Source organism: Blautia sp. OM07-19, from assembly GCF_003481595.1.
Classification (GTDB): Bacteria; Bacillota; Clostridia; order Lachnospirales; family Lachnospiraceae; genus Blautia_A; species Blautia_A intestinihominis.
In genome coordinates, this window is sequence record NZ_QULA01000003.1 from 44,928 (window position 1) to 59,863 (window position 14,936).

Sequence of the window (14,936 nt, forward strand, 5' to 3'; positions counted from 1 at the left end):
ACTTTCTGTATCACAATTCATCATTTCTTCCCAGGATACACTCCAACAAAGGAAATCTGTGGCAGAACTCTGTAATCGTTCAGTACGATCCTGATCTCTCTCACGTTTTCTTTAAAAAGCGGGATGATTTTTTTGTAGCCGATCACGGTTCCGGTATAGACTTTCTCCCACTCTCCCTGATCCCTTACAAATACTTCAAAAGCCTCTACTCTCTGACTGTGCCGGATCTCTTCTTTTAAGACCAGATACCCGGCATCTTCTGCTTCATCCAGTGCGAAGACAAGTTCCACCGGCCTGTGGGATTCTTCCAGCAGATTACGGGAAAAGCTTCTCTGCTGCCATTCTCCCAGTTCCCTCAGGCGCTCCACATCATTCTCATGCAGAAGCCCGTTCGGCATCGGCGGGATATTCAGAAGAAACGTTGCATTTCCACCAACAGACCCCAGATAGATATGGACCAGTTCTTCCAGGCTTTTTACCTGGTCATCCTCTTCCGGATGATAAAACCATCCCGGCCGGATCGAGGTATTTACTTCTGCCGGATACCAGATCAGGTCACGTTCGCCCTCAAGAGCGGCACGGCTTCCAAGGTCTTCCATATCACTGGTGATCTTCCTCTGGCGGAATTCTTCATCGTCCGACTGCTGGCTTCTTTCCTGCACACTTTCTGTCAGGGCCGTCCGTGCAGGAACTACACTCCACTCTGAGTTTCTTACATCGCCGGCTTCATTTCCGCACCATCGGATATCCGGTCCGCAGACGCAGATGCAGGCATCTGGCTGATAGTTCCGTACACATGCATAATATCTCTCCCAGTCATAAACCTGCTTCTTTCCATTCGGACCTTCCCCACAGGCCCCGTCCAGCCAGACACTGAAGATCTCCCCATACCCGGTCAGCAGTTCTGTCAACTGTGCAATATAATAATCGTCATATTCCTTCCCACTTCCATAACATGGCTGATTCCGATCCCACGGAGAAAGATAGATCCCAAACTTCAATCCATAACGGCGGCAGGTATCCGAAACTTCCCGCACTACATCCCCTACCCCATCCCTCCATGGACTGGAAGCGACACTGTGCTGCGTATATTTCGTCGACCACAGACAAAATCCGTCATGATGCTTGCAGGTAAGGATCACGCCTTTCATTCCTGCCGCTTTCACTGCCGATACCCATTGACCGGCATCAAATTCCTGCGGATCAAAAATCCCGGGATCTTCCGTACCGTCTCCCCATTCCCGGTTCGTGTACGTATTCATCCCAAAGTGAAAAAATGCATAAAATTCCGTTTCCTGATACTTAAGCTGACGCTTCGACGGAACAATCTTAATCAATTCCTGATCTGTCGGCATATCTCTTCTCCTTCTTCAAAAAAAATCCAATTCACCCTTTCAGACCGCCTGCACCGATTCCCTGCAGCAGATATCTCTGTCCGATCAGATAAATGATCATGGTCGGGATCATAATGATCACAAGTCCCGCAAACAGTGCACCCCAGTCTGTCGCATACTTCTGTACTTCAAACAGATTTGCCATTCCGATCGGAAGGGTCTTTTTGGCATCATCGGTCAGAAGAACCAGTGCCAGCGGATATTCATTCCAGAAGCCCATCGCGCTCAACATTGTGATCGTTGCAATTCCCGGTTTTGCAAGCGGGACCATAACTTTCAGAAGAAGCTGAAGGTTTGTGGCACCATCGATCCGGGCAGATTCTTCATAGTCTTTTGGCACAGCAGACATAAAGCCCTGCAGAGTAAAGATGCAGAACGGAAACTGCATGACCGCATAGACCAGGCAGAGTACCGGCAGATTATTCAGTCCGTTGATCGCCTGTAATTCCAGGAACAGCGGGATCATGATATACGTTGCCTGGAGGAAAATACATGCCATATAGATCGTTGAGATCAGTTTGCTCCCGGCAAAGCGGTATCTTGCCAGTACATAAGAAATCGGTATGACAAACAGCAGAAGCAATGCCGTAGACAGCACCGTTACAAACACAGAATTTCCAAAATATGCCGCAATATTTGCCTTCTGCCATGCAGCTACAAAATTATCCAGGTTCAATGATACCGGCAGCGCATAAGGATCTGTCAGATATTCCGCATTCGTCTTGAACGCAGACATCAGGTTCCAGAAAAGCGGATAAAGAAAAATAATCGTAAACAGAATCATCAGGATCCTGATACACCAGGTTCTTACAGTTTTCATCAGTCTCCCTCCTATTCTTTCTCGGCTGACAGTTTTCGTGAAATCATCGCAAGCACGATCGCAAGCAGAAGCGTAAACATGGCGATCGCCATCGCATAGCCAAAGTTTGCATTCCGCATACCCTGCGTGTACATATACTGCAGAAGGACACTGGAAGCACCGTTCGGTCCTCCTCCTGTCATAACATTGGACAGGGTAAAACTCAGATTGATCGTTCCTGATAGGGCAAGGATATAAGTTGTTCCGATGGACCTGCGGAGAAGCGGGATCGTGATCCTGAAAAACTTCTGGACTCCGGTCGCTCCGTCGATCGAGGCAGCTTCATAGATTTCCTGAGAGATCCCGTCGATCGAAGCCACATGCATTACCATATAATAACCGATCGCCTGCCATACCAGTGCGGCACCGATACACCAGAGCGCTGTTTTTCCCTCTCCCAGCCAGGCATGCTTCCAGGAAGAAAGGTTAAACAGATCCAGCATATGATTGAGGATCCCTCTTGTCGGATTAAATACAAAAGACCATACGATCCCGACAACCGTCATAGAGACAACACTCGGGAAAAAGAATACCGTACGATAAAAAGATTTCTCCCGGAGTTCTCCCTGTGTAAGGATAAAAGCAAATACCAGGCTCAGAAAGATCGTCAGAGCCGGGATCACAAGCATCAGTTTAAATGTATTAAAAAGTGCCTGCACAAAGTCCTTGTCTTTGAACATATAAATATAATTATCCAGAAATACAAATTTACTGTTGAATCCAACACTGAGCGCAGTGGAACTGGTAAACGACAGGTAGATGGCATTCAGCATCGGTACGATCATAAAAACGACCGTAAGAATCAGCGCGGGAAGCGTACACAAAGCTATGAATAATTTGGGCTTTTTTACCACGTCTGGTCACTCCTTTTTTCAGATTTCAAATCATTTTGGGGTAAAAAAAGGCTGCCGCATACATTGTGCAGCAGCCTTTTCGCTTAATCGGACAACGTCCGTCCTGTAGATGACAAAGATATTTATTTGGCAGCTTCCTGATCTGCACGAATCTGTGCAAAAGCGTCTTCTACGTTCTGTGCCCACTCTTCTACTGTCATTTCGTCGTTCATAACAGAAGTGATCGGGTTGAAGATCTCATCTTTTGGATTGATCTTACAGTCAGCCGGAACTGCTGAGAAGCTCATGATCAGAGAAGATGCATTTGCTTCATCATAGATTCCATACATATTGTAGATTGCTGTAGAAAGTTTGTCTTTTGCTACTTCACGGGCACTCTTTGTTGCATAAAGGGCACCGGAAGCTTCTGCAAATGCAGATACAGATTCATCGCTGTACAGGAAACGAAGGAATTCTTTTGCGAGTTCCTGATTCTTTGCAGCTGCCGGAATGGAAAACTGCTCACAGCTGTCGAATACATAGTGGACATCGTCTGCATTCTCTGTCGGGATCGGAGCCATGGCAAACTCAAATCTGTCTTCTCTCGGAGCATCCTGCATCTCATTTTCCATCCAGGTTCCGTTTGTGATGAAAGCAGCTTTTCCAAGCATCATCTCTGTCTGGGATTCTGTATGGTTCATACCTACCGTACCTTCCAGAAGATATCCCTTATCTGCGATCTCTTTGATATGGGTGAGGGCTTTCAGCACGCCTTCGTTATTGAAAGAACCTTCTTCATAATTTGCGATCTTTGTGAGGGCTTCTTCGCCGCACTCATTTGCGATTGCCGGCCAGAGCATTTCTTCCATGTATCCCGGATAGATTCCCTGATAAGTGAAGAGAGAACGTCCGTCGATGTCTTTGACTGTATCGCCAAGGGCAAAGAACTCATCCCAGGTCTTCGGAACTTCCAGATTGTTTTCATCGAAGAATGTCTTGTTGTAGATCAGGCCCTGCGGACCGCTGTTGAACGGTGCGAGATAGATATCACCATCTCCATATGGGGCACATTTGCTGCTTGCAAGGATTCCATCTGTGATATCATCACGGAGTGTACCGGTTCCTGCATAGTTTTCGCCATCAAAAACATCGTTCAGGTTCAGAAGTGCATGTTCTTTGATCAGAGAAAGGATCACGCCGTCCTCACCGCCATCATTCAGACAGATAAAATCCGGTACATTTCCGGCAACGATCTGCGGACGGATGATATCACCGATGGTAGGGCTGATGGTCATGTTTACTTTTACGCCCTCATGGCTTTCCTCAAAAAGTTCTACCATCTGATTCCAGTAAGCATCTCCATATCCACCCTGGAAGATCGCGATGTTCAGTTCCTGTTCTTCTGCGTCTGCAAATGCAGTGAGCGGTGAGAGTACGGTAGCCGCGCTCATCGCAAGGATCATAGCAGAAGCTGCAAATCTTTTCTTCATATGTTTGTTTCCTCCTTCATGCTGGCTTTTTTTACGTTCGCCTTATGATGACAGTATACGGCAAAATATTTTTGTAGTAAATTAACAAAACATCCCTGCTTATGGAACTTTCTCTTATAAAAATTATACGATATGGATTTTCTTGTGATAAATATGTACAATCTTTTTCTATTTGTGTTTTGGATGGATTATCCTGACTTTTTTTAGTATAATGGATAAAAAGGTGGGGGAAAAATGAATAAAAAACAACGTTATCAGGGATTTCGTAAATTCAGTATCAAAACAAGACTTGTCATTGCCCTTTTGCTGATATCCATTATACCATTGGCAGGGATCAGCGGCTATTCCTTTCATATCTTTTCCGTAGCACTTCGGGAAAAACTTTCTGCTTCCATTTCCCAGACTTTATCGATGATCAATCTGAATATGGTAAGTGAGATCGAAAAATATCAGTATCTGTGCGGCTCTATCTGCATCAGCGAAGAGATCAAGGACGGGCTTCTGAACAAAGATATGTCAGATATAGAGAAAAATCAGGCGATCAATGAGATCCAGAGCATGATCCGTACCAAGATCATCTATCCGGCACAGGCCAAAAATATCACGGTATATGATACCGACGGAAATATTTTTTATGACCTTGGCTATGACGGTTTCTATCAGGATGATGTGGATATGCTCCTCGATCGGCTGCGCCAGGAAAATCAGGATGTATGGGCATATGTGCACACCTACCGCGACAGAGATATCCTGGTCCTTGGAAGAAGGATCTATGAGCAGTACAGCGAAAGCCGTGTGATCGGTTACACCCTGATCTCCATCGATGAGAAGATTTTTTCCAAGACCGTGCTCGAACCGGTAGGGCTGGCAGATTCTTCTAATATTATGTATATGAACATGGACGGTTCGGTTCTTTCGTCCTGGGACAGAAATATCGCACTCGGCAAAAAGGTTGACAGCGAATTCCTCAAAAATATCCAGCAGAAGCTTCCTTCCAGGACCGATTCCTTCAGCATCCACAAAGATGGCGAAGAACAGCTGGTCACTTACATTTTCAACAAAAATCTCAACCAGCTTTTTGTGTACACCATGCCTTATCATTATATCAATTCCGAAGTTTATACCATGCTTCGCCGGATCCTGATCGTGGCGGTGATCCTGGTCCTCATGTGCATTGGGATCGTCGCAATGGTATATCCGGGAATCACATCCCCGATCAGAAGCATGCTGGATTTCTGTAAAGAATTATCCCACGGAAACCTGAACGTCCGTATTCAGGATAACCACAAAGATGAACTTTCGGACCTGTCCGGCAGCATGAACCACATGGCAGATACCATCCAGAATCTGCTCGAACAGCAAAAAGAACAGGAAAAGAAAAAGAGAGAACTGGAGCTTCAGATGCTCCAGTATCAGCTCAATCCTCATTTTCTTTTTAACACCTTAAACAGTCTGCGCTTTGTGGCAGCCATGCACAATGATCAGATCGTCAGCGACGGAATCCAGGCACTCAGCAGCCTTCTTCAGAACACGCTCACAAATAAGAATGAATATATCACCGTGAAGGAAGAGCTGGAAAATCTGGAAAATTATTTTGCCATTCTCCGCATCCGGTATGCAGGAAGTTTCGAATATTCTTTCCATATGGAGGATGAAGAGCTGCTCTCCTGCCTCGTTCCCAAGCTGATCCTGCAGCCGCTCGCCGAAAATTCCGTGATGCATGGTTCTTCCGATGATGGTTCTGTCATGAAGATCCATATTACCTGCTGGGAGGAAGACGGACATATGATCCTGGAACTTCAGGATAACGGAAAAGGATTCGAGATGACCCGGACTGATCTGAACCCGCACAAAGACCGCAAAAAAATCGGCGTAGCAAATGTAAATGACCGGATCCAGCTTAACTTCGGACGGGAATACGGATTAAAGATCGACAGTCACCCGGGCAAAGGCACCACCTGTACCCTGACACTGCCAAAGCTTTATGCTGATACCCTGTCACAGCAGCCAGAAGAATAGACAACCCGCTCAGAAAGGACTCAAATGTGCAGTATACTTATTATAGATGATGAACCCATTGTAAAAATCGCCCTCCGCTCGATCCTCCCCTGGGAAGAACACGGTTTCTCCATCTGCGGGACCGCCTCAAACGGTCTGGAAGCCATGTCTCTCATCGAAAAACATCAACCGGATGTGATCATCACCGACCTCAAAATGCCGGAAATGGACGGACTGGAACTGATCCGTACCCTGAAAGAAAAAAATTATCCCGGAGAGATCCTCGTCCTCAGCAATTATGAGGATTTTGATTCTGTGCGGAGCGCGCTCCTTCTGGGTGCGGCAGACTATCTGTTAAAGATCAAGATCAGTCCGGACACTCTTCTTGCCTGCCTGAACAAAACGACCGAAAAGCTGCAGGAAAAAGCCGACAGGAAAGTTCCTGTTCCAACAGAAACCGTATCCGAGAACAGAACCCGCCTGCTCCTCTCCTTTTTTGAGGGAGAGACTTCCCTTTCCTCCTTTACAGCCCAAAACGCCGACGCAGACCTGCACTTTATGCAGGAACCATGCGCCGTCTGCTACGTAACCTTTGAAAAATTTCTGTCCAATGAAGCCTTTTCTATCTCGGGGAAACTTCTGTGTGATATGATCCTGGACGCAGTACAGGGCGTACTGCAGCCATATATTCTTGTACTGAACGACTACAGTGCACTGGTAGTCTTTTCCCAGAAAGAACTGGATGCAGGCCAGATGAAAGTCGCTCAGCTCGTAAAAAAACTATACAACCGATTCACCATGTACCAGTCCTTCGCCCCGGATATGCCATATCAGGAAAATCTTCCGGACTATGAAGAAGCCAGAAATACTTATCAGACCTTTACCATAAATGAAGGGCATTATACAGACGATATTGCCAAAACCCTCACATATATCGAAGAAAATTATATGCACCGGCTCACACTGTCCTCCATTTCCGCAAATGTCAGCTTAAGTTCCAGCTATCTGTGCCGCGTTTTTAAATCAGAGGTAGGAACAAGCATCACCAGTTATCTGAACAATCTCCGGATACGTAAAGCCGCTACCATGATCAAAGACAACCGGCTTTCGCTCAAAGAGATCTCCACGATGGTAGGGATCGATGACCAGCTCTATTTCAGCAGGCTGTTCAAGAAATGTATGGGAATTTCCCCTTCAGAATACGGGAAACGATTTCATCAGTAAATCTCAAAAAGGTATGAAACCACAGATTTAACTTCTATGGTCTCATACCTTTTTTCTTATCACATCATTCTTCTATTTCTTAGATATTTTCGCTTCTCAGATCTGGTACCACTTGATCTCATTTGCTTCCATGTGAAGTTCGAAGCTGCTTCCGTCGCCTTTGTATACAACGGTGTCCTGCGGCTCGTAGGTGTTGTTTACGACACAGTATTTGCCGTTCTTTACATAGGCATGGACTTCTACATTGTAGTTTGTGGAATACCAGCAGTTCAGCTCTTCCTCTGCGGATGCGGACCAGAGGACTGCACGGTAGAGGACACGGCTGTTCTTGAAGCTGTACGGAAGTCCGCTGATATAGACACCGCGGCCTTTTCCGAAGGTCCTGACTGCCATCTGCACTTCCTGGTCTTTCTGGATCAGGATCTCAGTTCCGTCAAGTGCATAGATATTTTTCTTTCCTTCACCGAAATCAACATCTCCGTCACTGTCTGCCAGGATAAAGTGATCTCTGTGTTCTTCCCAGTTGTATTTGTCTTTGTTCAGGTTAAAGCCGTTTTCTTCTTCTACTCCAAGCACATCGTCAAGCTGGAAATAATGTCCCTGCCACTGATGGGCTGCCGGTTCGCCGACTCCGATGAAGCCGCCGCCGTTGTAGACAAATTCTTTTACGGCAGTGATGATCGTTTCGTTTACCCAGTACTCGCCGCCGCTCTGTGCGGTATCTGCATCGCCTACGTTGATCACAACATCAAAGTTTTTCAGCAGATCCTTATTTTCCAGGATATCATCAAAACTGATGAAAGAAACATTAAACGGTGCACCGCTCAAAGCCTCGATGATCCCAAAGTAAGAATAATTCTGTTTGTAATAAATTGCGTGATGTACCATGTGGTTGCCCCAGGAACGCATTTTTCCCCAGCAGTTCAGGACAGCTACACGCTTCACACAGTATGGGGTCACGCCCTGGATATTGTCATAGAGTGTACGGAATTCCTGACATACCTCTTTGATATACTGTACAAAATCCGGGAATTCCAGAGCAAGTTTCAGGTATCCGCCGTAACCGATCCTCTGGATCGGGCTTCGAAGGATCGCACGTCTTGCTGTTACCCAGTTTACTTTGGCTTCCTTGACCGGATCGCCGCCCTCATGGAAGGTATCCGGGAAAAAGTACGGAAGGAAACGTCCTTCTGTATATTTTACGTTCTTGATATCGCTGAACAGACGTAAGGTCGCACCGTTTCCGACACTTCCAACGACAGCATCCAGTCCGATGGAGGCAAACTCGTCCATAAACGGCTCCATGCCGATCCAGTGATCGCCCATGAACATCATGGCTTCCTTGCCATATTCATGGACAATGTCTACCATCTCTTTGGCAAGCTTCGCAACTTCTCTTCTCTGGAAAGCCTGGAAGTCCTTAAATTCTTTGGACGGAATACGGTATGTATTATTCATGTAGCCCTGGTCGATAATGTATTCCGGACGGAATGCATATCCTACTTCTTTTTCAAACTGCTCAAGGATATACGGGCTGACAGATGCGGAGTAGCCGAACCAGTCTACATATTTTTCTCTCGCAAGCTCATCAAAGATCAGGGTAAACTGATGGAAAAATGTCGTAAAACGTACTACATCCACATATTGATGCGTATCAAGGAAACGACGGAGACGCTCCAGAGAATGTGCCCTTGTCTTCGGCTGGCGCACATCAAAAGTGATCTGCGGCTCTACGTCCTTCCAGTCGTTTACAACAGCATTGTACATATGAACCGGGTCCCACATGATATATGCCAGAAAGCTGACCGTATATTCATGAAAAAGCTTCGCCGGTGTGATCACGACATTTCCTCTCTCTTCGTCATAAGACCACTGATCTGTCGGAACGACTTCGCCTGTGGTACGGTCAATGACTTCCCACCATCTGGTGATGTCGTCACGGGTATTTACTTTCAGCATGTCCGGGTAAAGGTGATCCATAAGGTGGATCTCAAGCTTCTCCTCCGTTGCTGTATGGAAAGAACTCATGATGTACATCTGCTGGATCTCATCCGGGTTTGCCTTTGCCCATGCATTGTCTTTTCTTGTTGTATAATAAGTAGCGTAGATCTTTGCGCCTGTGTCTTTGAGTTCTGCCGGGAACTCTGTTCCATCGCAGTCACGGATCGCATCTGCGCCCCATTCCTCTACGATATCCAGTGTTTCCTTTACCACATCCAGGTTTGTCGGGATCGTAACTCTGCCTTTGTTCTGGCTCATAGGTGTACCTCCGTTTTATATTTATGTATTTGGTTTATCATCTGTTTCTGTTCTCTTTCAGATACTATCAGAATACGTCCTTTTTCTCTGTTTTTCAACGTTGTTCTTGCTATGCTTTTTAGAAATCTTGCGGTATTTTATCTTTTGTGCTATTCTGACAGTTGAAAAATATTTCGGACCCGGGAGGTACACATGAGCACACGGTTTTTTTCTTTTTCGGACGATACTCCTTTTTCAACGGAAGCTGCCCTGGTGAACGCCTCTTCTTCCCACTATGAGGAAGACTGGTCCAGTATCCCACATACCCATGCATTCACGGAACTCTTTTACGTCAGTGAGGGAAGCGGGGAATTCCTGATCGAAAACCAGCGTTTTTCTATTAAAAAAGATGACCTGATCATCGTCAACCCTCATATCCAGCATACGGAAACTTCCCTAAGTGCCTCGCCGCTTTCTTATTATACGGTCGGTGTGGACGGGATCAGTTTTTCCTTCCAGGATCAGAAAGAATTCCAGATCTTTCACTGCCGCCAGAAACATGCCGACCTTTTGTTTTATTTTCATTCCCTTTTTCAGGAACTGGATGAAAAAAACGATGGTTATGAAGAGATCTGCAAACATACGCTTGCCATTCTGATCGCCCAGCTCCGCCGCTTTGCCGTCTCTGATTTCCAGTTGTTTCCATCCTTTCATCCAAGCAAAGAATGTGCCCTCGTCAAGCGTTATCTGGATTCCCACTACAGTGATGACATCAATCTGGAACAGCTTGCCAGCTTAAGCCATCTGAATAAATATTATCTGAGCCACGAATTTACTCGCTACTACGGGATCTCCCCGATCAGCTATCTGACTCGCCGCCGGATTGAAGTATGCAAAAATCTCCTGGAGAATACAGACCATGAAATTTCTGATATTGCTCATCTTGCCGGATTTTCCTCGCAGAGTTATCTGGCACAGAGTTTCCGGAAATACTGCGGCATGACTGCCGGGGAGTACCGCCGCAGCAAAAAGAATCAGACGATATAACAGATGACATCTGCTTTCAGCATTACTTTCTTCTCGGTTCCATTGTACAAAAGTGTGCGTACCGTATCTGTCTGTGATCGCAGACTGCATTCGATAATGCATCTGTCTTTCCAGACAAAGTCAATGGTAATGCCGCCCGGTGCCCTAAGGCCGCTTATCTTTCCATCCTTCCACTCCGTCGGAAGTGCCGGAAGAAAGAAGATCCTGTCATCCTGATACTGTACCAGCATTTCCAGGACAGCAGCCGCAAACCCGAAATTCCCGTCGATCTGAAATGGCGGATGTGCACAGAGCATATTCGGGTAGATCCCGCCGCCGACCAGACTGCAAGTTTCTTCTTTTGTAACGCGAAGCTGATTTTTCAAAAGCTTCAACGCACTCTCTCCATCTCCGAGCCGCGCCCAGAGACATGCCTTCCATGCCATGCACCAGCCGGTTCCCTCGTCTCCTCTTCTGTCCAGTGCCACGCGGCAGGCAACCAGAAGTTCTTCGTCCTCTCTGTGGATCAAATTTCCCGGATAAAGCCCGTATAGCTGCGAAACATGTCTGTGGTGCACATCCACTTCCGGATAATCCAGATACCACTCCTGAAGCTGTCCTTCTTTCCCGATCTTAAATGGCGGCAGTTTTTTGAGTGCAGTTTTTACTTCATCCGTAAGGTCTGTGATATCAAGGATAGCGCAGGCTTTCAGATAATTTCCAAACAATTCCTTCAGGATACTGCAATCCATTGTCGAACCAGAGGTCACACTATGGACACTGTGATCCGAGGTTGTAAATGTATTTTCCGGCGACGTAGATGGTGCTGTGACGAGGTATCCGTCATAAGGCACCAGATATCCCAGATAAAATTCCACTGCTCCCCGGATAAGCGGAAAGGCTTTTTCTCTCAGAAACTCTCTGTCCAGTGTGTAGCGGTAATGCTCCCACAGATGACTGCAGAGCCACCCGGAACTCATCGGCCACATAGAGTAGGTACAGGGATTTTCATCCTGCCCGAAATATCCGACCGGGCTGGAATGTCCCCAGATATCCACATTATGATGGCTCACCCATCCATCCAGATGATAGACTTCTTTTGCCGTCTTTTTTCCACGCGAGGCAGTCCGTTCGATCAGATCAAACAGCGGCTCATGGCAGTCGCTTAAGTTCGCCTTCTCTGCCATCCAGTAATTCATTTCTGTATTGATGTTTACCGTATAGTTGCTGCTCCACGGAGCTCTTAAGTCATGGTTCCAGATTCCCTGAAGGTTTGCACACTGTGTGCCAGGCTTAGAGGAAGAGATCATAAGATAACGGGCATAGTGAAACATTTTTGTTATAAGATCATTCTGCACACCGGGAGTCAGTGTAAAATCCATCCGGTCAAAATAGGCTGCATATGCCTTCTTGTGAACTTCCTTTAATTGTGGATATGAAAGGTCACAGATCTGTTCCAGCATCTGTTTCTTTCTGGATAAATAAGAATCCTGTGCCTGAAAGTCCGTTATCCCGGACAGATAAATATACACATCATTATCTGCAGTCACGAGAAGCGTGTTGTCTTTTTGACGGATGCAGCCGTTCGGTGCCTGCACGGAAATAGCGATCGCAAACCGTGTTCCTTTTCCCTCTTCATAGACGATCGGATGCTCACAGGAATAATACGACGGTGCCGCATAGACCGGAGCCTGTCCCTCCAGCACAAGTCCACTTGTCCCAAAAGCAGAACATGCATGCCTTATCTGACTGTCCAGAGAAATACGCAGTTCCAGACTGCTGCCTGCGTCGGCCTTATAATGAAGCGCCATGACCGGTTCTGACATACTTACAAAAAATTCTCTTTGATATCCCTGTCCGTCCTGACAATATACAACCTGTTCCAGCGCATCCTTAAGTGAAAGCTGTCTCTGGTATGCCCCATGCTCTTTTAACTCAGGTATGTTTGCATCAATATGCAGATTTCCTGCCGGAAGATAGCTCTCTGTCCAGTCGCCAAGGATGTTCTCTTTGCAATAGGATTCCGCCTCTTCATACTCTCCGGCAAAGATCTTCTGGCGCAAAAGATCCCAGTCCACATCTGTATTTTTGTTTTCTTTGCTTCTTCCGGTCCCGGACCAGAGTGTATCCAGATTCAGCTCGATCTTTTCCTCCCGAAGCCATCCATATGACATCGCTCCCATAGAACCGTTCCCCAGAGGAAGTGCCTCATTCCATGCTCCTGCCGGTCCGTCAAAAACCAATGATAACTCATTCATTTTATTATTCTCCCAGATATCTTCTATGCCTGAAAATTTTCTTTAGATACTTCTTCATATACCTTTGGATCGTTAATGTTCGTAAAATACCTGTCATCTTCCTGCGTGTCATAGCAGGAATAACCGATCTCATTGAGGAAACGGAAAACCGAAGATTGCTCGCGTTCCAGAAAGGCGCGGATGTCACTTGATAAACTGATCTCGTAGACTGCCATCAGGGATTCTTCTTTGCCATTGTGACGGAGAAGAGTGACTCGGTTCTGATCATCTGCACTGGCGCTCTGAATGAGGTTCTGGAGTTCGGATACCGGCACCAGCGGGGTGTCTACGCCAAGAACGAGGCAGTGCTCTGCTCCATCCTGGGCTGCTTTATTAAGACAGGCTTCGAGACCGCCGAGAGGTCCTCTTTCTTTGATCCTGTCCATAACGATCTCTTCTGTGCAGTGTGCGCCGCGATAGCCTGAGACGTAGATCCTGCCAACACCCAGGTCTCTTCCCTTCTGGATCTGGATCTCCAGAAAAGATTTCCCGTCAAGCTTAAGATCACTCTTTTCTTTTCCCATGCGGCTGCTGGCTCCTCCTGCCAGAACGATCATTGCAAGTTTGTTTTCTTCCATATACATCCCCCTGTTTCCTTTTCAACCGCCGATCTGTGACATCAGCTTAAGTTCATCCTCGTCGATCGCCTGTGAAGTAAAATGATGCTCACCCGGTTTTTCCCAGATCACTCTGCGGATCGCTTCAGTCAGCTCCTCGTCGGTGCATCCGTTTCTCATCAGTGTCTTGAGGCTTATTCCGGTCTGATACTGCAGACAGGCTTTGAGATAGCCCTCTGAGGTCATTCTGACACGGTTGCACTGCGAACAGAATTTGTGTGTCATCGCACTGATAAAACCGATCTTTCCCTGAAAGCCTTCGATTTCGTAATAATGGCACGGACCATTTCCGTAGTGCTCTATAACCGGTGTCATCTTGCCATAAGCACTCTCAAGGATCGAACAGATCTCATCTTCTCCCCGGAAACGGAACTCTTTGCCGTATCCGATCGGCATCATCTCGATAAAGCGCACATGGATCGGATGGTCTCTCGCAATCCTGGCGACTTCCACCAGATTCTGCGGATCATCGATCACCGGTACACAGTTGATCTTGAGACCGATCTGTGGATATTTCAGAGCCTCCTTCATGCTCTCCAGAACTTTAGGAAGGCCCTCTCTTCGCGTGATCTTTCCGAATGCCTCTTCATTCAGCGTATCCAGGCTGATATTGATATTGTCGATCCCTGCCTCTGCCAGTTCACTGATCTGCTCCCCCAGAAGGACACCATTTGTCGTCAGCGTTACTTTCTCTATTCCCGGAAGTTCTTTGAGCATCCGTACCAGTGCGGCACTGTTCTTTCTTGTCAGAGGCTCGCCGCCGGTCAGTTTTATTTTTTTGATCCCCAGAGTTGTCATACAGCGGCAGACTCTCTGGATCTCATCGTAGGTCAGGATCTCTCCATGTGAGATCTGGCAGATTCCCTCTTCCGGCATACAGTAAATGCATCTGAGATTGCACCTGTCGGTGATCGAAATCCGAAGATAATCGATCTCACGTCCATATCTGTCTTTCATAGT

11 protein-coding genes are annotated in these 14,936 nt (G+C 46.7%); 3 read left to right on the plus strand and 8 right to left on the minus strand.

What is annotated here, in order from left to right:
* Window positions 1-20: 20 nt before the first annotated feature.
* The 4 genes from DXC01_RS03790 to DXC01_RS03805 form a co-directional block, all read right to left on the minus strand.
* Window positions 21-1,355, minus strand: a complete 1,335-nt coding sequence (locus DXC01_RS03790) for an alpha-L-fucosidase (protein WP_118698303.1) — start codon at window positions 1,353-1,355, stop codon at window positions 21-23.
* A 31-nt stretch (window positions 1,356-1,386) separates the two neighbouring features.
* Complete coding sequence (locus DXC01_RS03795; protein ID WP_022215647.1) at window positions 1,387-2,214, minus strand: carbohydrate ABC transporter permease; 828 nt, start codon at window positions 2,212-2,214, stop codon at window positions 1,387-1,389.
* Window positions 2,215-2,225: 11 nt separating this feature from the next.
* Window positions 2,226-3,107 (minus strand): carbohydrate ABC transporter permease, encoded by an 882-nt coding sequence (locus DXC01_RS03800; RefSeq protein ID WP_022215648.1) that lies wholly within the window; start codon window positions 3,105-3,107, stop codon window positions 2,226-2,228.
* 122 nt (window positions 3,108-3,229) lie between these two features.
* Entirely contained in the window at window positions 3,230-4,576 is a 1,347-nt protein-coding gene (locus DXC01_RS03805; protein ID WP_022215649.1) for a carbohydrate ABC transporter substrate-binding protein, read from the minus strand.
* 234 nt (window positions 4,577-4,810) lie between these two features.
* Here DXC01_RS03805 and DXC01_RS03810 point away from each other — a divergent pair, with 234 nt between their 5' ends.
* Window positions 4,811-6,595, plus strand: coding sequence for a sensor histidine kinase (locus tag DXC01_RS03810; RefSeq protein ID WP_118698304.1), 1,785 nt, complete (start codon window positions 4,811-4,813; stop codon window positions 6,593-6,595).
* A 24-nt stretch (window positions 6,596-6,619) separates the two neighbouring features.
* On the plus strand, window positions 6,620-7,798 hold the full coding sequence (locus DXC01_RS03815; protein WP_118698305.1) for a response regulator transcription factor: 1,179 nt from the start codon (window positions 6,620-6,622) through the stop codon (window positions 7,796-7,798).
* A gap of 96 nt (window positions 7,799-7,894) precedes the next feature.
* On the opposite strand, the gene gnpA is transcribed toward DXC01_RS03815, so the two are convergent.
* On the minus strand, window positions 7,895-10,057 hold the full coding sequence (gene gnpA, locus DXC01_RS03820) for a 1,3-beta-galactosyl-N-acetylhexosamine phosphorylase (protein WP_118698306.1): 2,163 nt from the start codon (window positions 10,055-10,057) through the stop codon (window positions 7,895-7,897).
* A 192-nt stretch (window positions 10,058-10,249) separates the two neighbouring features.
* Between gnpA and DXC01_RS03825 the strand changes: the two genes are divergently transcribed.
* Entirely contained in the window at window positions 10,250-11,083 is an 834-nt protein-coding gene (locus DXC01_RS03825; RefSeq protein WP_118698307.1) for a helix-turn-helix transcriptional regulator, read from the plus strand.
* Here DXC01_RS03825 and DXC01_RS03830 read toward each other — a convergent pair.
* From DXC01_RS03830 to moaA, 3 genes are read right to left on the minus strand one after another with little or no spacing between them, the layout of a single operon-like run.
* Entirely contained in the window at window positions 11,071-13,320 is a 2,250-nt protein-coding gene (locus tag DXC01_RS03830; RefSeq protein ID WP_118698308.1) for a glycoside hydrolase family 95 protein, read from the minus strand. The genes DXC01_RS03825 and DXC01_RS03830 overlap by 13 nt on opposite strands.
* Window positions 13,321-13,343: 23 nt before the next feature.
* On the minus strand, window positions 13,344-13,937 hold the full coding sequence (gene mobA, locus DXC01_RS03835; RefSeq protein ID WP_158583615.1) for a molybdenum cofactor guanylyltransferase: 594 nt from the start codon (window positions 13,935-13,937) through the stop codon (window positions 13,344-13,346).
* 21 nt (window positions 13,938-13,958) lie between these two features.
* Window positions 13,959-14,933, minus strand: a complete 975-nt coding sequence (gene moaA, locus DXC01_RS03840) for a GTP 3',8-cyclase MoaA (RefSeq protein ID WP_118698310.1) — start codon at window positions 14,931-14,933, stop codon at window positions 13,959-13,961.
* Between the last annotated feature and the right edge of the window lie 3 nt (window positions 14,934-14,936).

Excerpts from the sequence above, each read along its gene's own strand:
- DXC01_RS03815 (WP_118698305.1), top strand. The coding sequence starts at position 6,620 with ATGTGCAGTATACTTATTATAGATGATGAACCCATTGTAAAAATCGCC.
- DXC01_RS03790 (WP_118698303.1), bottom strand. The coding sequence starts at position 1,355 with ATGCCGACAGATCAGGAATTGATTAAGATTGTTCCGTCGAAGCGTCAG.
- DXC01_RS03810 (WP_118698304.1), top strand. The coding sequence starts at position 4,811 with ATGAATAAAAAACAACGTTATCAGGGATTTCGTAAATTCAGTATCAAA.
- moaA (WP_118698310.1), bottom strand. The coding sequence starts at position 14,933 with ATGAAAGACAGATATGGACGTGAGATCGATTATCTTCGGATTTCGATC.
- DXC01_RS03825 (WP_118698307.1), top strand. The coding sequence starts at position 10,250 with ATGAGCACACGGTTTTTTTCTTTTTCGGACGATACTCCTTTTTCAACG.
- DXC01_RS03830 (WP_118698308.1), bottom strand. The coding sequence starts at position 13,320 with ATGAATGAGTTATCATTGGTTTTTGACGGACCGGCAGGAGCATGGAAT.
- DXC01_RS03805 (WP_022215649.1), bottom strand. The coding sequence starts at position 4,576 with ATGAAGAAAAGATTTGCAGCTTCTGCTATGATCCTTGCGATGAGCGCG.
- DXC01_RS03795 (WP_022215647.1), bottom strand. The coding sequence starts at position 2,214 with ATGAAAACTGTAAGAACCTGGTGTATCAGGATCCTGATGATTCTGTTT.
- mobA (WP_158583615.1), bottom strand. The coding sequence starts at position 13,937 with ATGGAAGAAAACAAACTTGCAATGATCGTTCTGGCAGGAGGAGCCAGC.
- gnpA (WP_118698306.1), bottom strand. The coding sequence starts at position 10,057 with ATGAGCCAGAACAAAGGCAGAGTTACGATCCCGACAAACCTGGATGTG.